General features: G+C 56.3%; 21 protein-coding genes and 1 pseudogene. 14 read left to right on the plus strand and 8 right to left on the minus strand.

Translation table 11 applies throughout. The features are described from left to right. Nucleotides 1-13 precede the first annotated feature (13 nt). Entirely contained in the window at nt 14-604 is a 591-nt protein-coding gene (gene yfbR / locus ACPW75_RS07445) for a 5'-deoxynucleotidase (RefSeq protein WP_017408232.1), read from the minus strand. A 73-nt stretch (nt 605-677) separates the two neighbouring features. Beyond that, on the minus strand, nt 678-1112 hold the full coding sequence (locus ACPW75_RS07450) for a YccF domain-containing protein (protein WP_011705879.1): 435 nt from the start codon (nt 1110-1112) through the stop codon (nt 678-680). 428 nt (nt 1113-1540) lie between these two features. On the opposite strand from ACPW75_RS07450, the gene tig reads away from it, so the two are divergent. The 6 genes from tig to ppiD all read left to right on the plus strand — a co-directional run bounded on the left by tig (nt 1541) and on the right by ppiD (nt 10056). Further along, nucleotides 1541-2851 (plus strand): trigger factor, encoded by a 1311-nt coding sequence (tig, locus tag ACPW75_RS07455; protein WP_077096990.1) that lies wholly within the window; start codon nt 1541-1543, stop codon nt 2849-2851. 86 nt (nt 2852-2937) lie between these two features. After that, complete coding sequence (clpP, locus tag ACPW75_RS07460; RefSeq protein WP_005301526.1) at nt 2938-3561, plus strand: ATP-dependent Clp endopeptidase proteolytic subunit ClpP; 624 nt, start codon at nt 2938-2940, stop codon at nt 3559-3561. Between the two features lie 146 nt (nt 3562-3707). Then, nucleotides 3708-4982, plus strand: a complete 1275-nt coding sequence (gene clpX / locus ACPW75_RS07465) for an ATP-dependent protease ATP-binding subunit ClpX (protein WP_190283610.1) — start codon at nt 3708-3710, stop codon at nt 4980-4982. A 141-nt stretch (nt 4983-5123) separates the two neighbouring features. After that, nucleotides 5124-7478 (plus strand): endopeptidase La, encoded by a 2355-nt coding sequence (gene lon / locus ACPW75_RS07470; RefSeq protein ID WP_077096986.1) that lies wholly within the window; start codon nt 5124-5126, stop codon nt 7476-7478. A gap of 240 nt (nt 7479-7718) precedes the next feature. After that, nucleotides 7719-7991: a nucleoid-associated protein HU-beta gene (gene hupB / locus ACPW75_RS07475; protein ID WP_005315375.1), complete on the plus strand. Its 273-nt coding sequence runs from the start codon at nt 7719-7721 to the stop codon at nt 7989-7991. A gap of 151 nt (nt 7992-8142) precedes the next feature. After that, nucleotides 8143-10056, plus strand: coding sequence for a peptidylprolyl isomerase (gene ppiD, locus ACPW75_RS07480; protein ID WP_043123304.1), 1914 nt, complete (start codon nt 8143-8145; stop codon nt 10054-10056). Nucleotides 10057-10282: 226 nt separating this feature from the next. On the opposite strand, the gene ACPW75_RS07485 is transcribed toward ppiD, so the two are convergent. The 5 genes from ACPW75_RS07485 to ACPW75_RS07505 form a co-directional block, all read right to left on the minus strand. Then, nucleotides 10283-11875, minus strand: coding sequence for an ABC-F family ATPase (locus ACPW75_RS07485; protein ID WP_077096984.1), 1593 nt, complete (start codon nt 11873-11875; stop codon nt 10283-10285). A gap of 235 nt (nt 11876-12110) precedes the next feature. Further along, nucleotides 12111-13766 (minus strand): cation acetate symporter, encoded by a 1656-nt coding sequence (locus ACPW75_RS07490; protein ID WP_017408234.1) that lies wholly within the window; start codon nt 13764-13766, stop codon nt 12111-12113. Beyond that, on the minus strand, nt 13763-14074 hold the full coding sequence (locus ACPW75_RS07495) for a DUF485 domain-containing protein (protein ID WP_077096982.1): 312 nt from the start codon (nt 14072-14074) through the stop codon (nt 13763-13765). Before ACPW75_RS07495 ends, ACPW75_RS07490 begins: the two co-directional genes overlap by 4 nt. 109 nt (nt 14075-14183) lie before the next feature. Further along, nucleotides 14184-14810, minus strand: coding sequence for a 3'-5' exonuclease (locus tag ACPW75_RS07500; RefSeq protein ID WP_077096980.1), 627 nt, complete (start codon nt 14808-14810; stop codon nt 14184-14186). Between the two features lie 2 nt (nt 14811-14812). Then, nucleotides 14813-16600: a putative nucleotidyltransferase substrate binding domain-containing protein gene (locus tag ACPW75_RS07505; RefSeq protein ID WP_077096978.1), complete on the minus strand. Its 1788-nt coding sequence runs from the start codon at nt 16598-16600 to the stop codon at nt 14813-14815. A gap of 177 nt (nt 16601-16777) precedes the next feature. On the opposite strand from ACPW75_RS07505, the gene ACPW75_RS07510 reads away from it, so the two are divergent. The 8 genes and pseudogenes from ACPW75_RS07510 (at nt 16778) to ACPW75_RS07545 (ending at nt 23246) form a co-directional block, all read left to right on the plus strand. Beyond that, nucleotides 16778-17584, plus strand: a complete 807-nt coding sequence (locus ACPW75_RS07510) for a crotonase/enoyl-CoA hydratase family protein (protein WP_077096976.1) — start codon at nt 16778-16780, stop codon at nt 17582-17584. A gap of 412 nt (nt 17585-17996) precedes the next feature. After that, nucleotides 17997-18247, plus strand: a pseudogene (locus ACPW75_RS07515) (ogr/Delta-like zinc finger family protein). Nucleotides 18248-18399: 152 nt separating this feature from the next. Further along, a complete protein-coding gene (locus tag ACPW75_RS07520; RefSeq protein ID WP_024946304.1) occupies nt 18400-19317 on the plus strand; it encodes an IS5 family transposase in 918 nt (305 codons plus the stop codon). 377 nt (nt 19318-19694) lie between these two features. Beyond that, the gene (locus tag ACPW75_RS07525) at nt 19695-20288 is read left to right on the plus strand and encodes a hypothetical protein (protein WP_081398637.1); all 594 of its coding nucleotides are present in this window, start codon (nt 19695-19697) and stop codon (nt 20286-20288) included. 64 nt (nt 20289-20352) lie between these two features. Next, nucleotides 20353-20934 (plus strand): AlbA family DNA-binding domain-containing protein, encoded by a 582-nt coding sequence (locus tag ACPW75_RS07530; protein ID WP_077098389.1) that lies wholly within the window; start codon nt 20353-20355, stop codon nt 20932-20934. Between the two features lie 81 nt (nt 20935-21015). Continuing rightward, nucleotides 21016-21921 carry a hypothetical protein gene (locus tag ACPW75_RS07535; protein ID WP_077098391.1) on the plus strand — a complete coding sequence of 302 codons (906 nt, stop codon included), beginning with the start codon at nt 21016-21018 and terminating at the stop codon, nt 21919-21921. Between the two features lie 147 nt (nt 21922-22068). After that, nucleotides 22069-22641, plus strand: coding sequence for a YkgJ family cysteine cluster protein (locus tag ACPW75_RS07540; protein ID WP_143239049.1), 573 nt, complete (start codon nt 22069-22071; stop codon nt 22639-22641). Nucleotides 22642-22733: 92 nt separating this feature from the next. After that, complete coding sequence (locus ACPW75_RS07545; protein ID WP_143239050.1) at nt 22734-23246, plus strand: hypothetical protein; 513 nt, start codon at nt 22734-22736, stop codon at nt 23244-23246. Nucleotides 23247-23448: 202 nt separating this feature from the next. Here the strand turns inward: ACPW75_RS07545 and ACPW75_RS07550 are convergent, their stop codons facing one another. Next, nucleotides 23449-24366 carry an IS5 family transposase gene (locus ACPW75_RS07550; RefSeq protein ID WP_024946304.1) on the minus strand — a complete coding sequence of 306 codons (918 nt, stop codon included), beginning with the start codon at nt 24364-24366 and terminating at the stop codon, nt 23449-23451. Between the last annotated feature and the right edge of the window lie 95 nt (nt 24367-24461).

Here is a 24461-nt window from a genome sequence, read left to right on the forward strand (position 1 = left end):
GGGGATGTCTGGTTTAGTGGGCGTTGAGTTCATCCAGCGGCAACGAGAAGCTCGCCACGAAGATATCGATGAAGTAGCGCATCTCGTCGCTCATCCGGGCCGCCAGCATCTGCTCGAGGCGCTTGCGCGCCGGCTCGAACTCCCGGTTGCCGGCGTTAATCTCTTCCAGGCACTTGGTATAGGCGCAGAGGGTGTCGGCATCCTTCACCAGTCTGGCCAGTTCGCCATCCTGGGCTGCCGAATCGAGCAGCGGGCGAAAATCCTCGACCAGCTCGGGCGGCAACATGCCCAGCAGGCGCTGCTCGGCGGCCAGCTCAATCTTCTTGTATTCGCGGGCAATCTCGGGATTGAAGTACTTGACCGGCGTGGGCAGATCGCCGGTCAGCACCTCGCTGCTGTCGTGATAGAGGGCCATGACGGCGGCGCGATCGGCATCCACGTTGCCGCCAAAGAGCCGGTTTTTGATGAGGCCGAGGGCGTGGGCCACCATGGCCACCTGCAGACTGTGCTCTGCGATGTTTTCGGGCTGGATGTTGCGCATCAGCGGCCAGCGATAGATGAGCTTCATGCGGGCGAGATTGGCGAAGAAGTGGCTGGGCAGCATGGATGACCTCAAAGATGGCAATGAAAAAGGGCAGACCCTAGTCTGCCCTTTTTTACGGCTGACGGCATCGCCTTCAGCGAATATAACGACCGGATTCGGCCTCCTGATTGGTGACGATCATCTGGCCGATGGGGGCCAGGCTGATGAGCGCCAGCTTGAGGTGCTGGATGCCGAACGGGATGCCGACGATGGTGACGAAGCAGGCCAGCGCCGAGGCGATGTGGCCGATGGCCAGCCAGATCCCGATCAGCACGAACCAGATGATGTTGCCAATCAGCCCCATGGTGCCGGTACCCATGTCGCTCAGACCGGTCATGGTCTTGCGGTTGACCGCCTGCTTGCCAAACGGGAAGAAGGTAAAGGTGCCGATGACGAAGCAGGCGCGTCCCCAGGGGATCCCGATGAGGGAGATAAAACAGATCAGCCCGGCCAGCCACCAGGCCAGCCCCATGAAGACGCCTCCCAGTACGAACCAGAGCAGATTGAACAAGAAGCGGAAAAAGGCCATGTCGGTGACTCCAGACTTATCAAGATGGCTGCCACCATAACGAGCGATGGTCATGGACGCAATGGTTGAAGGGGCGGGGTGGACAATTTGGGTCGCAGGGGGCGAAAAGAGACCGCGATGGAGAGATATGAGGTGAAAAAGTAGGCTCTTGCACGAAAAAAGGTGAGCAAGTGCAAATTCTTGCGGCTTGTGTGCTTGAAGTCGGCTCCGCTATTCCCCATATAAGGGGCAGTTTGGCGGGAATTGTGCCATCCCCTGCCCGGTTGGGGGACGTGTGGCTCGACTCGATCAAAGTGCGCCGCTATAATGTCGCGTCATATTTTCTCATCACAAAGACAGTCGTTGTCTTTATAAACAGGAAGACTCCGGGCTTTGCCCAGGGGCAATAAAGGGTCAGCACGCAGTGCTGAGTTGAACGAGGTAGAAGAATGCAAGTTTCTGTAGAGACAACCCAGGGTCTGGAACGCCGTCTTACCATCACCGTACCGGCCGCTACCGTTGACGCCGCCGTGCGCAAAGAATTGAACGGCCTGGCCAAAACCCGTCGCATCGACGGTTTCCGTCCTGGCAAGGCTCCGGTTGCCATCATCAAGAAGATGTTCGGCGCCATGGCTCATGCTCGCGTTGCTGACGAAATGATGCAGAGCAACTTCATCAAGGCCATCATCGAAAACAAACTGAGCCCGGCCGGTGCCCCGACCATGGATCCGAAAGAGATCCAGGAAGGTCAGGACTTCGAATTCACCGCGACCTTCGAAGTGTACCCCGAGTTTGAAGTGGCTGGCCTCGAGACCATCAAGGTCGAGAAGCCGGTTGCTACCGTGAAGGATGAAGATCTGGCCAACATGATCGACACCCTGCGCAAGCAGCACGCTACCTGGAGTGAAGTGGACGCCGCCGCTGCCGATGGCATGCGTGTGACCATGGACTTCGTCGGTTCCATCGACGGTGAAGAGTTCGACGGCGGCAAGGCCGAAGGCTTCAACCTGGTACTGGGTGCCGGTCGCATGATCCCGGGCTTCGAAGACGCCATCCTGGGCAAGAAAGCAGGCGACGAGTTCACCATCGACGTGACCTTCCCGGCTGACTACCACGCTGAAAACCTGAAAGGCAAAGCCGCCAAGTTCGCTTCCAAGCTGAACAAGGTTGAAGAGCAGATCCTGCCTGAGTTGACCGAAGAGTTCGTCAAGCGTTTCGGCATCGAGAGCGGCAACGTTGAAGAGCTGAAAGCCGAAGTGCGCAAGAACATGGAGCGCGAACTGGCTCAAGCCCTGAAAAACAGCGTGAAAGAGCAGGTTCTGAACGGTCTGGTTGAAGCCAACCAGATCGATCTGCCGAAGGCTGCCGTTGCTCAGGAAATCGATGCCCTGCGTCAGCAGGCGCTGCAGCGTTTCGGTGGCTTCCAGGGCGGCAACGCTCCTGAACTGCCGGCCGAGCTGTTCCAGGGCCAGGCCGAGCGTCGTGTACGCGTAGGTCTGCTGCTGGGCGACGTGATCCGTACCAACGAGATCAAGGCTGATGAAGCGCGTGTCAACAGCATCATCGAATCCATGGCCACTGCCTACGAAGATCCGAAGGAAGTGATCGAGTACTACCAGAAGAACGAACAGATGCTGAACGGCGTTCGCAACCTGGCAGTTGAAGATCAAGCCATCGACCTGATCCTGTCCAAGGCCCAGGTGACCGAGAAGGAAGTTGCATTTGACGAAGTGATCAACAAGTCCGGTGCCGCTGCCTAAGAACATTTGACTTAAGGTCAAGACTGTTAAGTATAATGGCTCGTGTGATCTCCACTCGGGCCATTTTATTTTAGGGACAATGCCTTATGTACAAGAACTATAACGATGTGACTGAATCCCCACGCAATGCGCTCATCCCGATGGTGGTAGAGCAAACCGCGAAAGGGGAGCGTTCCTACGACATCTATTCTCGTCTGCTGAAGGAACGGGTGATCTTCCTGACCGGTCAGGTTGAAGATCACATGGCGAATCTGGTGGTGGCTCAGCTGCTGTTCCTGGAGTCTGAAAATCCGGATCAGGACATCAGCATCTACATCAACTCTCCGGGTGGGGCCGTCACGGCCGGTATGTCCATTTATGACACCATGCAGTTCATCAAGCCGGACGTCAGCACGGTGTGCATGGGGCAGGCCTGCTCCATGGGTGCCTTCCTGCTGGCCGGTGGTGCCAAGGGCAAGCGTTTCTGCCTGCCCAATGCCCGCGTGATGATCCACCAGCCGCTGGGCGGTTTCCAGGGCCAGGCATCTGATATCCAGATCCATGCCCAGGAGATCCTGAAGATCAAGAATACCCTGAACGAGCGTCTGGCCTTCCATACCGGTCAGGACATGGCCACCATCGAGCGTGACACCGACCGTGACAACTTCATGTCGGCCGAGCAGGCCGTGGCCTATGGCCTGGTTGACGGTGTCCTGAGCCGCCGCGGCTGAGCCACGAGCTAGCCCGTACCATCGTCGAGGGCATCATCTGGTTTGATGATGCCCTCAATCGGCAGATCAGGCATGGGCAGGGTGTTCCGGACTGTTGTAAACTCAACAGGACAATCCATCCTCTATTGATAAAACGAGGTTGCTGAATGACAGAAAAACGCAAGGGTGAGGGTGATAAGCTGCTCTACTGCTCTTTTTGCGGCAAAAGCCAGCATGAAGTGCGCAAGCTGATCGCTGGCCCTTCCGTCTACATATGTGATGAGTGTGTCGAGCTGTGCAACGACATCATCCGCGAAGAGATCCGCGAGATCTCGCCCAAGCGCGATGGTAGCGAGCTGCCGACCCCTCATGAAATCCGCGCTCATCTGGATGACTATGTGATCGGGCAGGAGTACGCCAAGAAGGTGCTGGCGGTAGCCGTCTACAACCACTACAAGCGGCTGCGCAGCGGCAGCGAGTCCGGTGGTGTGGAGCTGGGCAAATCCAACATCCTGCTGATCGGTCCGACCGGCAGCGGCAAGACCCTGCTGGCTGAAACCCTGGCTCGTCTGCTGGACGTTCCCTTTACCATGGCCGACGCCACCACCCTGACCGAAGCCGGTTATGTGGGCGAGGACGTGGAGAACATCATCCAGAAGCTGCTGCAAAAGTGCGACTACGACGTAGAGAAGGCCCAGCGCGGCATCGTCTACATCGACGAGATCGACAAGATCTCCCGCAAGTCGGACAACCCCTCCATCACCCGCGACGTGTCCGGGGAAGGGGTACAGCAGGCCCTGCTCAAGCTGATCGAAGGGACCATTGCTTCCGTGCCACCGCAAGGTGGTCGCAAGCACCCGCAGCAGGAGTTCTTGCAGGTTGATACCTCCAAGATCCTGTTCATCTGCGGTGGCGCCTTTGCCGGTCTGGACAAGGTGATCGAGCAGCGCTCCGTCAAGGGCACCGGCATCGGCTTTGGTGCCGAGGTCAAGTCCAAGAGCGCCAAGGCGACCTTGAGCGAGAGCTTTGCCAAGGTGGAGCCGGAAGATCTGATCAAGTACGGTCTGATCCCCGAGTTCATCGGCCGTCTGCCGGTGGTCGCGACCCTGACCGAGCTGGACGAGGCTGCCCTCATCCAGATCCTGAAAGAGCCGAAGAATGCGCTGACCAAGCAGTATGCCGCGCTGTTCGATCTGGAAGGGGTGGAGCTGGAGTTCCGTGACGACGCGTTGAACGCCATCGCCCGCAAGGCGATGGAGCGTAAAACCGGCGCCCGCGGTCTGCGTTCCATCGTGGAAGCCGTGTTGCTCGATACCATGTATGACCTGCCGTCGCTGGACGGTGTCAGCAAGGTGGTGATCGACGAAACCGTGATCAAGGGGGACTCCGCGCCCTTGATGATCTACGAAAATCCCGAGACCCATGCCGCCGCATCAGAGTAACTGTCTGATTTTTAATCAAATGAAAGGGGCTTTTTGCCCCTTTCATGCTTTTTGCGGTTTCGGCGATTGAATCTCATCTAAGCGCCCCCATATACTCAGCCAAGCGCTTTGCCAACGGTATAACAAGCCGAGAGGACATATATGAACCTAGAGCGTTCAGAACGCATCGAGATTCCCGTCCTGCCTCTTCGTGACGTGGTGGTTTACCCCCACATGGTCATTCCACTCTTTGTGGGGCGGGAAAAATCCATTCGCTGTCTGGAAGCGGCCATGGAGCAGGACAAGAAAGTTCTGCTGGTGGCCCAGAAGGATGCGTCAACCGATGAGCCGACGGTGGAGGAGATCTTCTCCGTCGGGACAGTGGCCAATATTCTACAGATGCTCAAGCTGCCCGATGGCACCGTCAAGGTGCTGGTGGAAGGGGGTCAGCGTGCCCGTCTTGAGCGGATGATCGACGACCGGGACTTCTTCGTTGGCGAGGCGCACTACATCGCCTCCAAGGCGATTGAGGAGAAGGACCAGGATGTGCTGGTGCGCTCCGCCATCGGTCAGTTCGAAGGCTATATCAAGCTCAACAAGAAGATCCCGCCCGAGGTGCTCACCTCGATTTCGGCGATCGACGATGCGGCGCGCCTGGCCGATACCATGGCCGCCCACATGCCGCTCAAGCTCGAAGACAAGCAGAAGGTGCTGGAAATCGCCTCCGTGTCCGAGCGCATCGAGTTTCTGATGGCCATGATGGAGTCGGAGATTGACCTGCTGCAGGTCGAGAAACGCATCCGCTCCCGGGTCAAGAAGCAGATGGAGAAGAGCCAGCGCGAGTACTATCTCAACGAGCAGATGAAGGCCATCCAGAAAGAGCTGGGTGAGCTGGAAGACAGTCCGGATGAATTCGAAGCCCTCAATCGCAAGATTGAAGAGGCCGGCATGCCGGAAGATGCCCGTGAGAAGGCGCAGGCCGAGCTCGCCAAGCTGAAGATGATGTCGCCCATGTCGGCCGAGGCCACCGTGGTGCGCAGCTACGTCGACTGGATGGTACAGGTGCCGTGGAAGGCGCGCTCCAAGGTCAAGAAAGACCTGGGCAAGGCGCAAGAGGTGCTGGATGCCGATCACTATGGCCTGGAGAAGGTCAAGGATCGCATTCTCGAGTATCTGGCGGTGCAGGCGCGCGTCAACAAGCTCAAGGGCCCCATCCTCTGTCTGGTAGGACCTCCCGGCGTGGGCAAGACCTCGCTCGGTCAGTCCATCGCCAAGGCGACCGGTCGCAAATATGTGCGCATGGCGCTGGGCGGGGTGCGTGACGAAGCGGAGATCCGCGGTCACCGCCGTACCTATATCGGTTCCATGCCCGGCAAGCTCATCCAGAAGATGGCGAAAGTCGGCGTGAAGAATCCGCTGTTCCTGCTCGATGAAATCGACAAGATGAGTTCGGACATGCGTGGCGATCCCGCCTCAGCCCTGCTGGAAGTGCTGGATCCCGAGCAGAACAACAGCTTCAACGATCACTATCTGGAAGTGGATTATGACCTGTCGGACGTGATGTTCGTGGCCACCTCCAACTCCATGAACATTCCGGGTCCGCTGCTGGACCGGATGGAAGTGATCCGCCTCTCCGGTTACACCGAAGATGAGAAGCTCAACATCGCCAAGCAGCATCTGGTCTCCAAGCAGATCCAGCGCAACGGCCTGAAAGAGTCCGAGATCACCATCGAGGATTCCGCTCTGGTCGGGGTGATCCGCTACTACACCCGCGAGGCGGGGGTGCGTAGTCTGGAGCGCGAGATCTCCAAGATTTGTCGCAAAGCGGTCAAGCGCATCCTGCTGGACAAGAGCATCAAGCATGTTCAGGTCAATCAGGCCAACCTCAAGGAGTTCCTCGGGGTGCAGCGCTTTGACTACGGCAAGGCCACCGATCAGAACCAGGTTGGTCAGGTGTGTGGTCTGGCGTGGACCGAAGTGGGGGGCGATCTGCTCACCATCGAGACCACCAACATGCCGGGCAAGGGCAAACTCACCTACACAGGTTCCTTGGGTGACGTGATGCAGGAGTCCATCCAGGCCGCCATGACGGTGGTACGGGCCCGTGCCGAGAAGCTGCGCATCAATGCCGACTTCTACGAGAAGCGCGATATCCACGTGCACGTACCGGAAGGGGCGACCCCGAAAGACGGTCCGAGCGCCGGTATCGCCATGTGTACCGCCCTGGTCTCCAGCTTGACCGGTAATCCGGTTCGTGCTGATGTGGCCATGACGGGGGAGATCACCCTGCGCGGCGAAGTGCTGCCGATTGGCGGCCTCAAAGAGAAGCTGCTGGCCGCCCATCGCGGTGGCATCAAGCGGGTGCTGATCCCGAAAGAGAACGAGCGTGACCTCGAGGAGATCCCGGACAACGTCAAACAAGACCTTGAAATCTATCCGGTTCGCTGGATTGACGAGGTGCTGGAACTGGCGTTGCAGGACAATCCGCAAGGGTTTGAGCGCGTTTCTGTCGTGTAAATGTTGATGCGCCGCAAATTTGGCGCATTCGGGGGGTGGTTAAGGCTTGCATGCGCCGGATAACGGAAGTAGCCTTGACCACCGATCGGGTACTCATGATGAGTCGCAATGCGTGATGTGGCGCGGGTTTGCGCTAGATTGTCACTTGCAACTGATCAGGAGGCTTGCTATAAAACCTCCACTTGTTGTGGCCAGGGAAATCGGCGCCGCAGCGATGTTCGATAAAAGGGGAATATAAGAGTGAATAAATCTCAACTGATTGACAAGATTGCAGACGGTGCTGATATCTCCAAAGCCGCTGCTGGCCGTGCGCTGGATGCTTTCATTGACGCCGTGGGTGAAGCCCTGAAAGAGGGTGACCAGGTTGCTCTGGTGGGTTTCGGTACTTTCGCCGTGCGCGAGCGTGCTGCCCGTTCTGGCCGTAACCCGCAAACTGGCGCGACCATCGAAATCGCCGCTGGTAAAGTTCCTGCCTTCAAAGCCGGTAAGGCCCTGAAAGACGCTGTCAACTAAGCCGGGCGCTGATATCACATCGGCCACCGTCCTTGGTCACAGACCAGACAAGTGAGAGGGCTCTCCCTCATACTGATTGACCAAGGCGCATCGCAATCGGTGCGCCTTTTCATTATTTACGCCCATCGAGTTCGGGAGCATAAGTACAAACATGATGTTGGATAAACTACGCGAAGGGGCGCAGGGCAAGGTAGCCAAGGTTATCTTGGGCCTGATCATCCTCTCCTTTGCCTTGGCCGGTGTAGGTAGCTACCTCAACGGCCCGGCTCGTACCGCCCCCGCCACCGTCAACGGCAATGACATCAGCTCCGCTGCGCTGGAAAATGCCTATCGCAACGAGCGGGCCCGCATGGAATCCCAAATGGGGGAGTCTTTCAGCCAGTTGGCCGCCAATCCTGACTACATGAAGCAGTTCCGCCGTGGCGTGCTGGACCGTCTGATCGATCAGGCCCTGTTCGACAGCAAGGCCCGTGAACTGGGTCTGCGCGTCAGCGATGAGCAGATCAAGCAGGCCATCGTCGCCATGCCCGAGTTTGCCGAAGATGGCAAGTTCAACAACGATCGCTATCTGCAGCTGATCCGCCGCGCCGGCATGACCCCGGAGATGTTCCGTGACTCCCTGCGCCAGGACATGGTTCGCCAGCAACTGATGGGCGCCCTGCTGGGCACCGAATTTGCACTCAAGGGCGAAGCCGAGCAACTGGACAAGCTCTACAACCAGACTCGCGATCTGCGTCTGGTGCGCCTGGCCGCATCTGCCTACCTGGGGGATGTGAAAGTCTCCGATGAAGAGGTGGAGCAGTACTACAAGGCCAACAGCAGCCACTTCATGAATGACGAGCAGGTCAAGGTCGACTACCTGCTGCTGGACGCTGCCACCCTCGGCAAAGACGTCAAGGTGAGCGAGCAGGATGCCCAGGATTACTACGATCAGCACCAGGATCTGTTCCAGCGTGCCGAGCGTCGTCATGTGGCTCACATCCTGATCCCGTTCGGCAAGGACGAGAAAGCCGCCGAGCAGAAGGCCGAGGCCGTGCTGGCCAAAGCCAAGGCCGGTGACGATTTCGCCGCGCTGGCCAAGGCTGACTCATCCGATACCTTCTCCGCCAAAAAAGGCGGCGAGCTGGATTGGTTCGAGAAAGGGGTGATGGATCCGGCGTTCGAGAAGGCCGCGTTTGCACTGGCCAAGGCCGGCGATCTCTCCACCGTGGTGAAGAGCCCGTTCGGTTTCCACGTCATCAAGCTGCTGGGGGTTGAACCGGCCCAGACCAAGCCGTTTGCCGATGTGAAAGCAGAGACCATCAGCCGTCTGCAGGCAGACAAGGCCAAGGAGCTGTTCTTTGCCGAGCAGCAGAAGATGGCCGACAGCAGCTTCGAGAACCCGGATTCGCTGGACTTGACCGCCGACACCATGGGTCTGAAGGTGCAGTCCACCGGTTACTTCAGCCAGGCTGATGCACCGGCACCGCTGAACGATCCCAAGGTACTCTCCGCCGCCTTCTCCGAGCAGCTGCGCGATGACAACACCAACTCCGACGTGATCGAGCTGGCGGATGGCAAGGCGCTGGTCATGCACATCACCGGTCACCAGCCGAAAGCGGCCAAACCGCTGGCGGAGATCAAGGAGCAGGTGATTGCAGCCATCAAGCACGACAAGGCCAGTGAAGTGGCCCGTGGCAAGGCGCAGGGTCTGCTGGACAAGCTCAAGGCTGGCGAGAATATCCAGGCCGAGCTGACCGCGCTGGGTCTGAAGGTGGAGAATCATGACGGGGTAGCCCGCTTCGCTCAGGATCTGGATCAGAACCTGGTGGCACAGGCCTTCCGCATGCCTCATCCGATCGACGGCAAGCCGAGCGTCGAGCTGGTGACCGAAGCCAACGGCGACCGCGTAGTGGTGGCCCTGGACAAGGTGACTGTCGCCAAGGAGCCGTCTGGCATGGCCAAGCTGCTGCAAGGCCAGCTGGGTCAGGGAAAGGCTCAGGTGAGCTATAAGTCTCTTATCGACGAGCTGCGCAAGTCTGCCAAGATCGAGTACTTCACCGATGTGGAAGCCACGGTCGAATAAGTCGAACCGACTCCAATCGATGTGAAAACGGCCCCTTGATGGGGCCGTTTTTTTATCTGCAAGGCCTGTTTGGTCTCCTTTCTGGCGGGATGACAATCCAGTCTTGGCAGGGGGAAGGGGATATGACGCACGGGATGATCCGCGTCGTTCAGCAGAATCGCAGGCATAAAAAAAACCGGCACTGAGGTGCCGGTTTTCATTGACGGGATGTGCGGGCAGGAGGGGGTTATACCACGCCCTGGGTGCGCAGGTAATCCTCGTAGGTACCGCCGAAGTCGCGGATGCCATTTTCAGTCAGCTCCAGGATGCGGGTCGCCAGGGAGGAGACGAACTCACGGTCGTGGGAGACGAAGATCAGGGTGCCCTTGTACATCTCCAGCGCCAGGTTCAAGGATTCGATGGATTCCATGTCCAGGTGGTTGGTCGGCTCATCCATGATCAGGATGTTGGGGCGCTGCATCATCAGCTTGCCAAACAGCATGCGGCCCTGCTCACCACCTGACAGCACCTTGACCGGCTTCTTGATGTCGTCCTGGGAGAACAGCAGACGGCCCAGAACGGAACGTACCGCCTGCTCGTCTTCGTTCTCCTGTTTCCACTGGGCCATCCAGTCGAACACGTTGAGATCGGTGTCGAAGTCCTCGGCGTGATCCTGGGCGTAGTAACCGATCTGGGCGTTTTCGGACCACTTGATGGTGCCGGTGTCCGGTGCCAGCGCGCCCACCAGGGTTTTGATCAGGGTGGATTTACCGATCCCGTTGGTACCCAGAATTGCGACCTTCTCGCCCACTTCCAGCATCATGTTGAGGCCCTTGAACAGCGGAGCCTCGCCATAGCCCTTGGAGACGCCTTCGATCTCCAGGATGTTGCGGTAGAGCTTCTTCTCCTGCTCGAAGCGGATGAAGGGGTTCTGCCGGCTGGAGACCTTCACTTCCTCAATCTTGATCTTGTCGATCTGCTTGAGGCGGGAGGTGGCCTGGCTGGACTTGGAGGCGTTGGCGCTGAAACGCGACACGAAGGATTGCAGATCGGCGATCTGGGCCTTCTTCTTGGCGTTGTCGGCCAGCAGGCGCTCACGGGCCTGGGTGGCGGCCGTCATGTACTCATCGTAGTTGCCCGGGTAGACGCGCAGCTCGCCGTAGTCCAGATCCGCCATGTGGGTACAGACGGAGTTCAGGAAGTGACGGTCGTGAGAGATGATGATCATGGTGCTCTCGCGATCGTTGAGCACCTGTTCCAGCCAGCGAATGGTGTTGATGTCCAGGTTGTTGGTCGGTTCGTCCAGCAACAGGATGTCGGGGTTGGAGAACAGCGCCTGTGCCAGCAGCACCCGCAGTTTCCAGCCTGGTGCCACTTCGCTCATCGGGCCGTTGTGCTGCTCGATGGGAATGCCGGCACCCAGCAGCAGCTCGCCTGCGCGGGATTCAGCGGTATAGCCGTCGTACTCGGCGACCAGGCCTTCCAGCTCGGCAGCCTTCATGTAGTCGTCGTCGGTCGCTTCCAGGTTGGCGTAGATGGCATCGCGCTCGGCGATGGCGGCCCACAGCTCGGTGTGACCCATCATGACCACGTCCAGTACGCGCATCTCTTCGTAGGCGAACTGATCCTGACGCAGCTTACCGATGCGTTCGTTGACGTCCAGGCTCACATTACCGCCAGTGGGCTCCAGATCGCCGCCGAGGATCTTCATAAAGGTGGACTTGCCACAGCCGTTGGCGCCGATAAGGCCGTAGCGGTTGCCGCCGCCAAACTTGACGCTGATGTTCTCAAACAGCGGCTTGGCGCCGAACTGCATGGTGATGTTGTTGCTTGAAAGCACTGGAATGTCCCGGTTGGTCTGTCAAATGGCGCGCATTATGGCACAGATCCCCCGAAAGTTTTAGCAAGAACTGTGATCCGGGCCTATTGCAGAGGGGATAGAGAGGGTGGTGGCGAGCGCTTGCGCCCCCTGGCGGCGATGGCCGCATCGTTCCGATTGCAACGGGTGCTGGCCATTGCCTGTCGGCATGAAAAAAGCCGGCCTGGGGGCCGGCTTGCAACCGTCAATCGAAGGTTCAGTGGGAGCTGGCGCTGGCTGCCCCCAGTCCGGTCTGGGAGCGGACGAACTGCGGGAAGAACTTGGCGTGCTCGTCGAGCGCATTTTGCGACTTGTCGGTGACCGAGAACAGCCAGATCCCGACGAAGGCCACCGCCATGGAGAAGAGAGCGGGGTACTCGTAGGGGAAGATGGCCTGAGCATGGCCCAGCACCTTCACCCACACGGTCGGGCCCAGGATCATCAGGCTGACCGCGCTCACCAGCCCCAACCAGCCGCCGTAGACGGCGCCACGAGTGGTCAGGCGAGACCAGAACATGGAGAGGAACAGCACCGGGAAGTTGCAGCTGGCGGCGATGGAGAAGGCCAGCCCCACCATGAAGGCGATGTTCTGCTTCTCGAACAGGATGCCGAGACCAATGGCGACCACACCCAGCACCACAGTGGTGTACTTGGAGACGCGCAGCTCGTCGGCTTCGTTGGCCTTGCCCTTCTTGATGACGCTGGCATAGAGATCGTGGGAGACCGCAGAGGCACCGGCCAGGGTCAGCCCGGCCACCACCGCCAGGATGGTGGCAAATGCTACGGCGGAGATGAAGCCGAGGAACAGGCTGCCGCCCACAGCATCGGCCAGGTGGATGGCGGCCATGTTGGTGCCGCCCAGCAGGGCGCCGGTGGCATCCTTGAAGTCCGGGTTGGTGCTGACCAGCAGGATGGCGCCAAAGCCGATGATGAAGGTCAGGATGTAGAAGTAGCCGATAAAGCCGGTGGCGTAGAACACGCTCTTGCGCGCTTCCTTGGCGTCACTCACGGTGAAGAAGCGCATCAAGATGTGGGGCAGGCCGGCGGTGCCGAACATCAGGGCCAGACCCAGCGAGATGGCGGAGATGGGATCGGCGACCAGGCCACCCGGGCTCATGATGGCGATGCCCTTCTCGTGCACCTTGACCGCTTCACTGAACAGGGTACCGATGTCGAAGTTGACCGACTTCATCACCATGATGGCCATGAAGCTGGCACCGGAGAGCAGCATCACCGCCTTGATGATCTGCACCCAGGTGGTGGCCAGCATGCCGCCGAACAGCACGTAGAGCACCATCAGAATGCCGACCAGCACCACGGCCACATGGTATTGCAGGCCGAACAGCAGCTCGATCAGCTTGCCGGCGCCCACCATCTGGGCGATCAGGTAGAGGGCGACCACCACCAGCGAGCCGCTGGCGGAGAGGGTGCGCACCTCGGTCTGTTTGAGGCGATAGGATGCCACGTCGGCAAAGGTGTACTTGCCGAGGTTGCGCAGCCGCTCCGCGATCAGGAACAGGATGATGGGCCAGCCCACCAGAAAGCCGATGGAGTAAATCAGGCCATCGTAGCCGGAGGTGTAGACCAGCGCGGAGATGCCGAGGAAAGAGGCGGCGGACATGTAGTCACCGGCGATGGCCAGGCCATTCTGGAAGCCGGTGATGCGCCCGCCGGCGGCGTAGTAGTCGGAGGCCGAGCGGTTGCGCTTGGAGGCCCAGTAGGTGATGAACAAGGTGGCCGCCACGAAGATCACGAACATCACGATGGCCGAGATATTGAGCGGTTGGCGATGCACCTCGCCGGTCAGCGCATCGGCTGCCAGCAGGGGGGAGGAGGCCAGCGTGGCCAGCAACAGCAGAGACTTGCCTTTCATGATTGGGCTCCCTTGAGGATCTTCTGGTTCAGTTCGTCAAACTCGCTGTTGGCCCGAAACACATAGATGCCGGTCAGCACGAAGGAGGAGACGATGAGGCCAACGCCGACCGGGATACCGCGGGTAATGGTGGACCCTTCGCTCAAGGGGGTGCCCAGCCAGCCGGGGGCGAAGGCGATGAGCATGATGAAGGCCAGATAGAGCCCCAGCATCAGGATGGAGAGGGACCAGGCAAAGCGCTGGCGCTTGGCGACCAGCTCCTGGAAGTTGGGATCTTGCTGGATCCGAAGATACGGTTGCTGTTCCATTGCAGTGCTCCATGACATTGAGTGTCGACGGTGAATGAAGGGAGGTCCCTACCGAGCAGCAGGGCTGCTCATGTAAGCAAAATGTGAATCAAATGTTATTTGTGGACAATTAGACTTTGGGATAAGCCAGTGGCCCGCCCCGGGTGAGGCGCAAGAAGATGAGGGCGGCGGTGATGGCGTCACTCAGGGCATCGTGGGCGGGCAGGGCCGGCAGGCGCAGATGGCTGCTGATGGCGGCCAGATGCAGGTCGATGGCGGCATCGGGATAGCGGCGATAGAGGTGATCGTGGTAGAGCCGGCTCACCTCTATCCCGCGCTGCGCCAGGGTCAGCCCCCAGCATCGCTGGCAGGCGAGATTGAGGATGCGCAGGTCGTAGGCGATGTGATAGCCCACCAGTTCGCGCGGGCCGATAAAGGCGAGCAGAAGGCGCAGCGCGGCTTCCAGCGTCATGCCCTGTTGCAGATCCTGATGGCGCAGACCGTGGATCACCACCGAATGTTCGCTCAGGCTGGCCGGCGCTTGCACCCGGATGGACAGCGCCTCGCCGGTCAGCACCCGGTTGCCCTGGATGCGCACCGCGCCGATGGCGACGATCTCGGCTTGGGCAGGATCCAGGCTGGTGGTTTCGAAGTCGAGGGCCACCCACTCGTCGGCGGGCGGGTCGGCATAGAGCGGGGCAAACGCCGGGTCTTGAACGCGGCGGCCATGCCAATAACGGCGCAGGCGGTTCAACATGGCTACTGCCTCAGACGAAAGTGCAAGGTGAGCCACTGCTGGAACTTCTTCACCTGATGCAGCGCCTGGCGCAGCAGATCCCGCTCGCCGTGGCTGAGATCATTCACCTGCACCCGGCTCTCTCCCTCCTTGAGTTGGCTGCGCAGCCGCAAGCGAACGAACAGCCTGAATGCCTCCGCCAGATTGTCGCCAAAGCCGGTGCTAAGCCGCCCGGCCGTCACCAGCGCCTCGATCCGTGCCAGGGTAGAGGTCTCCAGAATGGCGGCTTCCAGCGCCAGCATGCGAATGCCGTGTACCAGCGGGAAGAGGCCACCGCGTTTCAGATCCAGTCCCTCCGGCGCTCGCTCCAGACGGCCAAACAGGGTGAGCGGCGCATGAAACGCCACCGCCGGTCGCACCATCTCCGCCAGCAGATCTCCCCGCTCGGTCAGTTGCTCGCGCAACTTGCGCGCAAGAGGAGGAAGCAGGGCACGATCGCCGGCGATGGGGTGGGCGTCGGCCAGGGTGGCGAGCCAGAGCAAGTCTGCTTCACTGGCCTCGACGCAGGCCCGCTCGATCTCCTGCTGCCAGAGCGCCAGGGGTCTCACCCAGGCCGGATTGTTGACCATCACCCGGCCGGGGCAGGGTGGGTAACCGAGCCGGGCCAGCAGTTCGCTGAAGGCGGCCAGGTCGGCCTGCTGGGTCGGCCAGTGCAGGTCGGCGGGCAGGATCAGGGCATTGTCCTGATCGGTTTTGAGGATCTGCTCGCCGCGCCCCTCCGAGCCCAGCATCAGCAGGCAGACCCGCTCCTGCACCGCGGGCGGGATCAGCAGCGCAAAGGCCTTGGCGATTAGCTGCTCGTTGATGGTGGCGATGAGTTTCATCAAAAAGGCGGTGTGGATCCCCTGGCCGAACAGCGAGCGGGTCAGCTGTTGCTGCTCCCGGGCCACCGCTTCCAGCGCCGGCAGGGTGTCGGCGCGGGCGATGCGCAGGGTCAGCACATGGGAGTGGGTGGAGAAGAGACCGAGCACCTGGGTCAGGTGCAGGATCCCCGCCACGGCCTGCCCCTGCCAGACCACCAGCCGCTTGATGCGATGACGGGTCATCAGCAGCAGGGCGTCGAACAGATAACTGCCCAGCGGCAGGCCGATGAGCGGGGTCGGATCCAGCACCGCCAGCGGCGTCGTCAGCGGCAGTCCCTTGAGCGTCAGGGCGTGCAGCAGGGTCTTGCGGGTTGCCAGACTCAGGCTGCCGTCCGTGGCCGGGTAGAGCAGGCAATCGGTGCCCTTGGCCACCATAGCCTCGGTGGCGGCCAAGAGCGACAGGCGGCTGTCGACGATGAGCGCCGGCTGCAGATGGCCGGGCTCGATGCGGGTCAGGATGAACTCCGCCAGATTCTTCTGCCCCAGCTGGGCGCGCTGCTCCTGCTGTTGTTGCCGCTGTGCCAGGCTGGCGGTGAAGTAGCGGGCGAAGGCGGGGTTGCCCTCGCACAGCTCGATGAAGGTGGCTCTGGGGATCAGCTGGCAGAGCAGATCTTCCAGCGCACTGAACTGGTGGCGGCAGTGGCCGTCGAACTGGGCGCGCACGTCGAACAGGTCCCCCTCGCCATAGTCGCCAAACTGATGATGAGGGCTCGACTCCTCCACCGCTCCCTTGAGGACGAGATAGAGGCCGGGGGGCGCATCACCCGCCTTGAGCACTGGCTGGCCGGCGCGAAAGTAGCAGATGGAGAGGTGCTGCTCGAGCCGTTGGCGCTCCTCTGCGCTCAGGCAGTCAAACGGCGGGCGGGCAAAGTTGAACAGGCTGGTCATGGCAATCCTTGGCCGGTGGCGTCAAGCCAGTCTGACAAAGCGGCGCCTGGCCAGCCAGCCGACTTTAGTCGCACGCGCCGCGGCAGTGGGGAAACCGGGCTCCTCGCTGTACCTGGCGATAACACTCTGATAACGTGGTGGTATGACCAGTGTGAACTCAGGAGAGGACAGGGGAAAATGGAAAAACCAAGGGTCAAATGCGAGATCCGGGACGGCATCGCCGAGGTGATGCTGGCACGGGGCGACAAGCTCAATGCGCTGGACAGGGCCATGTTCAGCGCCATCGACGGTGTTCTCGATCAGCTGCGCCAGCACAAGGGGTTGCGGGCGGTGATCCTGCACGGGGAGGGGCGGGCCTTTTGTGCCGGGCTGGATGTGAAATCCATGCTCAAGCAGCCGGTGGCGGCGCTCGAGATCTTAAAACGCGAGGCGGATGAAGCCACCAACCTGGTCCAGCGGGTGGCCTATGGCTGGCACGAGTTGCCGGTGCCGGTGATCGCCGTGACCCAGGGGGTCTGCTTTGGCGGCGGGCTGCAGATTGCGCTCGGCGCCGACTTTCGCTTCAGCACCCCCGACTGCCGTTTCTCGGTGATGGAGATCAAGTGGGGCATCATCCCCGACATGAGCGGCAGCGTCACCATGCGCAACCTGATGGGGGTGGACACCGCCATGGAGCTGGCCATGAGCGGACGCGAGCTGCCGGCGCCTGAGGCCAAGTCTCTCGGGCTGGTGAGCCGGGTCTGCGACGATCCACTGGCCGAGGCGCGGGAGTTCGCGAAGACCCTCATCACCAAGTCGCCGGACGCACTGGCGGGGATCAAGCAGCTCTACAACCAGGCCTGGGCCCGCAGCGACGAGGCGATGCTGAAGGAAGAGACCCGGTTGCAAAAGCAGATCCTGGGACGCCCCAACCAGTGGCGCGCCACCCTCAACAGCCTGTTTCGCTGGCGCCTGCCGTTCGGGCCGCGCCGCAACGCGCTCTGACAGGCCGGGATAAACAAGAAATGGTATCGATCTGGTGCCAAGGCCATTGAGGGCCCCAGCATCTGATCGAACCGTTCTGGTTTCATTTCCTCATCTGCGGGTTGGGCTCATCGGTGATGCCGAGGCCCAGCAGGTAGGTGTGCGCCAGGTAGGCGAATTGCTCGATCGGCTCGATGGAGCAGAACTGATATGGCCGCTCTGGTTCCAGTAGATGAGATCCCGATTCGGGCAAAGGATGGCGAACGGCTTGAGCTTGTCATCGACCTCTTTGGTCTTGAGCGCCTGTACCGTGCCATGGCCGGACCAGCGAGCGTGCTTCGGCCAGATGATGGCGGTGTAATAGGTCGGATGGTAGGTATCAGAGTTTGCCGTGGCAAGATAGGCTTTTGATTTAGATAGAAAAGGGGGTGTAATGCGGGTTTATTGCAAAGTGTCTGGCCAGCGGGGCCGCATTACCAAGACCAACCGACTGAGCGATGATGTCTCGGATCTCTACTGCCAGTGCACCGATACCGAGTGTGGCCACAGCTGGGTGGCCACCTTGTCGTTCGCCCACACCTAAGCCCTTCGGCCAAGACCACGAACCAGTTGGTACTGGGCTTGATGAGCTCGCTGACACCAGAGGGGCGGCAACTGGTACTCAAAGGACTGGGGGCGCAATAGCGCTCCTAGTTGTTTTCTCACTCTTGCACGATGGGTCTTCATCAGGAATACCCTCCTTTGCTATGGTCTCCGCAGGGCCTTGTTGCTCAAATCGGGGAACTATCTGTCATCTCGGTGATCTGATCCTGTAGCGCAGTCTCCGAGAGCATCAGATGGGCAAGTCCAAGCACAAGATCAGCAACTGGCAGCAGTACAACCAAGCCTTGGTGCAACGCGGTTCGTTGACCATCTGGATGGACGAACAAGCCATTAAGCAGTGGCATTGCCTGGTCCACCATGGCCGCCGAGGGAGAGGTTTCCACTACAGTGACACCGCCATTGAGACGGCCCTGATGCTAAAAGGCTTGTTCAAGTTGCCGCTGCGGGCGCTAGAAGGCTTCATTAACTCGTTGTTCCAACTGATGGCGGTGCCTTTGCAGTCGCCGGACTATAGCTGTATCAGCAAGCGCGCCAAGACCGTCGACATCAAGTACCGCCTCCCCAGCCAAGGCCCGGTGGCTCACTTGGTCATTGATGCCACCGGCCTCAAGGTCTATGGCGAAGGCGAATGGAAAATTCGCAAACACGGCAAGGAGAAGCGACGAGTGTGGCGCAAGCTCCACTTGGCGGTGGATGCCACAACCCATGCGGTCATCGCTGCCGAAGTCAGCCTGGAGACGGTGGCGGATAACGAGGTGTTACCGACGTTGCTCAACCCCTTACGACGCAAGATAAAACAGGTCAGCGCCGATGGTGCGTATGACACCAAGGCCTGTCATGCGCTACTGAAGAAGAAGGGGGCGAAAGCCACCATACCGCCGAGAAAAAATGCGGCACCGTGGGAGGAAGACCATCCCCGCAACGAGGCGGTGACGGCGCTCAAGGCCGGTGAACTGAAGCAATGGAAGAAAGACTCCGGCTATCACCAGCGCTCGATAGCCGAGACCGCCATGTACCGGTTCAAGCAACTCATCGGGCCAACGCTGAGCCTGCGGAACTACAACGCCCAGGTGGGCGAAATCCTGGCTGGCGTGAAGGTGATGAACAAGCTGATAGGGCTTGGTATGCCTGTTCGCCAGCCAGTGAATTGAGTGGTATCAACGGGTTGGGGAACGGCCATCCAGCGACGGATTTGATCAACAACGCCTCTCCGCAGCCTCCCTTAATTCTTCCTACAAGGCTGACCTTCATCAAAAAATGAGAAAGAAATCAGTCTGATAGATAACTTTTTGCTTACTGTAATGGTTTGCGTTTGATACCCTACTCATCAGACTATCCGAGGAGCTAATTGTTGTTGAGATGCCCCTCTTCAATCTGGTGATAAAGCAGCGCGCAGGGAGCTGAAACCCCCAGCGGTAGCCATCTTGTCTACCAGAAACTGAGATGCAGGGTAATGAGTTCTGACACTAGTTAACCTGAAAGAGTCGATCAAATGGAATAGGCTTTATAGTTGGGATAGTGCCATTCAGTGCCTAACAAAGCATTAAACCGCCAGCAAAAAGGAGCAGGTTTGGGGCTCCCTATGGCTACGATAGGTTTCAATATGACATCACCAAATAGCGAAGACATATATTCTCTTATAGGATTCACACTTACCTATATTCAGGTTGTGGAAAGAAGTATTAGCTTTGTTACTACCTATGTCTTGCAAGATGATGATCCATTAACCTTAGCAAAACTAAACTCTATCCAAGCAAAGGAGCGAAAAAAAGCTCTTGGTTATTTCATTGGAAAAGTGAAAGAAAGAGCAACTCTAGCTCTGCCTCTTGAAAATCTGCTTTCGGACTACCTCAAAAATAGAAATGACTTCATACACAACAATGATCAAATACCAGAGTGGGATTTAAATACAGAAAGAGGTAGATGTGTTGCAAAACAGTTTACAGTTAATTTATTACGTCAAGCGCATAAAGTAAATGAAATATTCTCTGCTCTTATTTCTCGTTGGCAGGAACAAACTGGTATTTATCCACCAGAACCACATGGCGGAGAAGAATATATACGAAGTATTGATGATAAATATGGAGCGGTAATCGACATTTTATTTATGTCAAAAACCTAAAAGATTTATATGCTAGGACAATGAAATACGTCACAGCATGTGTTAGTTACTTGAGGAAGCTTAGTTGATAATTGAAGATTTAATAAAAAATGGTGAAAGTCAAACAGTCGAATTCAAAGAGCGAATTACCGCGCCTCAAATGCTAGCAAGGATAATTTCAGCATTTTCAAACACTGACGGTGGTACAATATTAATTGGCATTAGAGAGCCTAATATAGTCGTAGGCATAGATCCTGAGAGGTTCGAGAACACTTATCAACAAGCGGTTCAGCGTGTGACTGGGCTTGCAAAGACCTCAAGCGAAATTATTGAACTTAATAATAAAAAGATAGGTGTCATCCACGTCGAAAAAGCAGTTTCCCCCGTAGGCTCAAGCGAGGGCTATTTTACAAGACTCGGCGAGTCAGACCGTGCTTTAGGCCCTGAGCAATTAAAACAGCTTTTTGCTAAAGAGATTAGTATTAACAATGCGGTTGATTCCCTTAGTCAAACAGTTTCAAAACAAACAGAAGAAATTGGAAAGCTCCGTGAGTCATTTGAAAGTGCAAATTCTTGGAAACGTAAATTCTTCTATGCTCTACTAGGGGCTCTGGCTACTGGAATTGCCAAATTATTCTTAGCCTCACTCGATATACTAATTGAATAATAAATAATACAAGTCGTTTGCTGCAGAACCGGCTAAACCCTGTCCCTTAACCAAACGTTACATGTTAATCGAGATCTACAAATGATTACACTTAATAGTGAACGAGGATTTGTTAAGGTTGAAAGCTGGGAAGATATTGAAACCCTTCCTGGCTTCACAACGAATTTAGATCCCAAAGAGCACGAACTAAATCAAATTATTGGTAGGTACATATTTAAAGATTATATTAAATGCGGTTTGTCCAGCTGCCACACCCCTCATGGAAAAGGATATATTGTTAGCACAAAATCAGGGCCTATTACGAATATTGGACATAATTGTGGAAAGAACCATTTTGATGTTGAGTTCGATCAGCTGTCTAAAGCATTTGAGAGGGATATTTCACTTCATACATACCGTGAGAATGTTGGAAGCACGCTTATAGTGCTCGATTTGTACAAAGAAAAGATCACAAGTATTAGGAGTGGGTCTCAAGGTGCAGATGTTTTGTATAAGAAGTCCAGACTTCTAGCAAAAGGATCGTCTGGTTGCCCAGAGGCTGCTACATCAATCATCTCTAAAATGGTTCGCAGCAGAAATCCAGTTATAACTACCGAGAGAGAGGCTAGTAGAGAGGAGATTGACGACCTCGAGGTAATTCAAGGGAAAAAATTACCACGTCCGTATTACATTGAGGAAAAGATTGGAGAATTATCTGGTCTGTCATTTCTTTTCGAAGAAAATTGCTTAAGAAGTATATTGATTTTAGATCTTGAGGAAGGCTTCAAAAGTTTGTCTGAGCTAGACGTTGACAACGGTAGTTTCAACGATTTAAAACGTTGGTCTGCATGGTGTTTCGATATAGAGCGGAAAATTGAGAAAACAAAGAGCTTAATTGAAGTTGGACGGATTTTTTTGCAAAAAGATAATCTTCTTAAGATTTCTGAGGCTATATCAGATAAAGAACAAAGGGATGAGTACATTAGATTTGTCAATGAAAATATGTAACAAACTGCTCTGTTAAGACTGACTGTGCTGCACAGGCTTTTTCTGTAGCTGGGTACAAACTTTACAAAACAACCCCCTCTGCTGTATGTGCAGGTGAGTGGAACTTTATGCCACGTTTTCTTCATCTATAGCAACTTAGGACTTTTTATGGATCATGAGTTCGATGAAAAAAATCCAAGAAGCGCTGTTGAATTCGCGAATGTGAATCGTGAAAAAATAATTAAATTATTTCCTGCTTCTCTATCTAAAAAAGAAGAAGGATTATATTTAAGAATGTTAAAAAGCAAAGGAAATTATTTAAATAAGTTGTCGTCATTATTCTCTGAAATGAATGAGATTTACGCTTATGTAGATAAGTATACTCCTTGTGAAAAAGGTTGCTCTCATTGCTGTTATATTCCAGTGACAGTGTCTGAGCTAGAGGTTGAATATATAGAAAGATCATTAAAAATAAAAAGAAAGTCATTCTCTGAATATGACAAAACGCAGAGTAAACCTTGTCCTTTTCTAAAAAATAATAGCTGTTCCATATACAATGTGAGGCCGTTTGTTTGCAGAAGGCATGTTGTTTTAACAAAAACACCTTATTGGTGTGAGCTTGAGCGTTGCAACCAAGAAATAATGCCTCTTTTAAATTTCACTGAAACTCAAAAAAGCTTTGAGTATTTGGTTTTTAAATCTGGAAAGAATAACTTTTTTGATATACGCGAAGTTTTTTAATTGTTACATATCAACAGCTGTTGGAGGGCTCTATTTTACGGGGGTGGGGGTAATTTTAACATTATGCATAGCCACAAGGTAGAGGTATAAAATTGAGTTCGGAAATAAATTGGTATTTGGAAGGTCTTAAGATTATAGCCCAATTGGCTGTAGGCGCAGTTGGTGCGGCTTGTGGTTACAAATCAGCAGTGAGAAAATTTTCAGAAACTACCAAAGATACAGATAAAACTATTTTTACCTCATCGGTTACTAATGAAAGAGCTGTTTGGCGCAGTGAGTTACGTGAGACTGTTGGTATATACATCGAGTGTTCATATAAGTTTATCGAAAACACAGGAAAACTTTCAGAACTTAGTAGTTTGAAATCTCTAGTTATTATGCGTCTTAACCCTAAAGCTTGGTTTTATAGTTCGGAGCATGCACTTGATCATGCTGTGTTAAAATCAATAAATTCAATTTATTCTACCTGTGAGAAAGAACGATTGAATTTAATCAAGCTAAAGGCTGAAATAGCCGCTCTTGAAAAAAATGCTCAAGAATTGTTAAAAAGTGAATGGCAAAAATCTAAAAAAGAAGCGGTTGAAGGGCGAGAGCGTGATGTATGAAAAAGCGTTTAACATGGCTTTCCAATGTTTGAGATCCTATGAGAGGATGGCGCAGGACGCAGACAGCTGTTTGCCCTGTATCAAAGCCAGCCACTGGTTGAGCTCGTTGTTGGAGAATACAGGCCACCCGATTACCCAGGCTGCGGGGCGTTGTTGATCAAATCCGTCGCTGGATGGCCGTTCCCCAACCCGTTGATACCACTCAATTCACTGGCTGGCGAACAGGCATACCAAGCCCTATCAGCTTGTTCATCACCTTCACGCCAGCCAGGATTTCGCCCACCTGGGCGTTGTAGTTCCGCAGGCTCAGCGTTGGCCCGATGAGTTGCTTGAACCGGTACATGGCGGTCTCGGCTATCGAGCGCTGGTGATAGCCGGAGTCTTTCTTCCATTGCTTCAGTTCACCGGCCTTGAGCGCCGTCACCGCCTCGTTGCGGGGATGGTCTTCCTCCCACGGTGCCGCATTTTTTCTCGGCGGTATGGTGGCTTTCGCCCCCTTCTTCTTCAGTAGCGCATGACAGGCCTTGGTGTCATACGCACCATCGGCGCTGACCTGTTTTATCTTGCGTCGTAAGGGGTTGAGCAACGTCGGTAACACCTCGTTATCCGCCACCGTCTCCAGGCTGACTTCGGCAGCGATGACCGCATGGGTTGTGGCATCCACCGCCAAGTGGAGCTTGCGCCACACTCGTCGCTTCTCCTTGCCGTGTTTGCGAATTTTCCATTCGCCTTCGCCATAGACCTTGAGGCCGGTGGCATCAATGACCAAGTGAGCCACCGGGCCTTGGCTGGGGAGGCGGTACTTGATGTCGACGGTCTTGGCGCGCTTGCTGATACAGCTATAGTCCGGCGACTGCAAAGGCACCGCCATCAGTTGGAACAACGAGTTAATGAAGCCTTCTAGCGCCCGCAGCGGCAACTTGAACAAGCCTTTTAGCATCAGGGCCGTCTCAATGGCGGTGTCACTGTAGTGGAAACCTCTCCCTCGGCGGCCATGGTGGACCAGGCAATGCCACTGCTTAATGGCTTGTTCGTCCATCCAGATGGTCAACGAACCGCGTTGCACCAAGGCTTGGTTGTACTGCTGCCAGTTGCTGATCTTGTGCTTGGACTTGCCCATCTGATGCTCTCGGAGACTGCGCTACAGGATCAGATCACCGAGATGACAGATAGTTCCCCGATTTGAGCAACAAGGCCAGGCTGCGGTACTCTTCG

Source organism: Aeromonas sp. FL131 (genome assembly GCF_049860615.1).
In the GTDB taxonomy this organism is placed as follows: domain Bacteria; phylum Pseudomonadota; class Gammaproteobacteria; order Enterobacterales; family Aeromonadaceae; genus Aeromonas; species Aeromonas hydrophila.

Coding starts and splice junctions, on each gene's coding strand:
- ACPW75_RS07510 (WP_077096976.1), top strand. CDS start 16,778: ATGGAAAAACCAAGGGTCAAATGCGAGATCCGGGACGGCATCGCCGAG.
- clpX (WP_190283610.1), top strand. CDS start 3,708: ATGACAGAAAAACGCAAGGGTGAGGGTGATAAGCTGCTCTACTGCTCT.
- yfbR (WP_017408232.1), bottom strand. CDS start 604: ATGCTGCCCAGCCACTTCTTCGCCAATCTCGCCCGCATGAAGCTCATC.
- ACPW75_RS07450 (WP_011705879.1), bottom strand. CDS start 1,112: ATGGCCTTTTTCCGCTTCTTGTTCAATCTGCTCTGGTTCGTACTGGGA.
- ppiD (WP_043123304.1), top strand. CDS start 8,143: ATGATGTTGGATAAACTACGCGAAGGGGCGCAGGGCAAGGTAGCCAAG.
- ACPW75_RS07490 (WP_017408234.1), bottom strand. CDS start 13,766: ATGAAAGGCAAGTCTCTGCTGTTGCTGGCCACGCTGGCCTCCTCCCCC.
- lon (WP_077096986.1), top strand. CDS start 5,124: ATGAACCTAGAGCGTTCAGAACGCATCGAGATTCCCGTCCTGCCTCTT.
- ACPW75_RS07540 (WP_143239049.1), top strand. CDS start 22,069: ATGGATCATGAGTTCGATGAAAAAAATCCAAGAAGCGCTGTTGAATTC.
- ACPW75_RS07550 (WP_024946304.1), bottom strand. CDS start 24,366: ATGGGCAAGTCCAAGCACAAGATCAGCAACTGGCAGCAGTACAACCAA.
- ACPW75_RS07495 (WP_077096982.1), bottom strand. CDS start 14,074: ATGGAACAGCAACCGTATCTTCGGATCCAGCAAGATCCCAACTTCCAG.
- ACPW75_RS07535 (WP_077098391.1), top strand. CDS start 21,016: ATGATTACACTTAATAGTGAACGAGGATTTGTTAAGGTTGAAAGCTGG.
- ACPW75_RS07505 (WP_077096978.1), bottom strand. CDS start 16,600: ATGACCAGCCTGTTCAACTTTGCCCGCCCGCCGTTTGACTGCCTGAGC.
- clpP (WP_005301526.1), top strand. CDS start 2,938: ATGTACAAGAACTATAACGATGTGACTGAATCCCCACGCAATGCGCTC.
- tig (WP_077096990.1), top strand. CDS start 1,541: ATGCAAGTTTCTGTAGAGACAACCCAGGGTCTGGAACGCCGTCTTACC.
- ACPW75_RS07520 (WP_024946304.1), top strand. CDS start 18,400: ATGGGCAAGTCCAAGCACAAGATCAGCAACTGGCAGCAGTACAACCAA.
- ACPW75_RS07500 (WP_077096980.1), bottom strand. CDS start 14,810: ATGTTGAACCGCCTGCGCCGTTATTGGCATGGCCGCCGCGTTCAAGAC.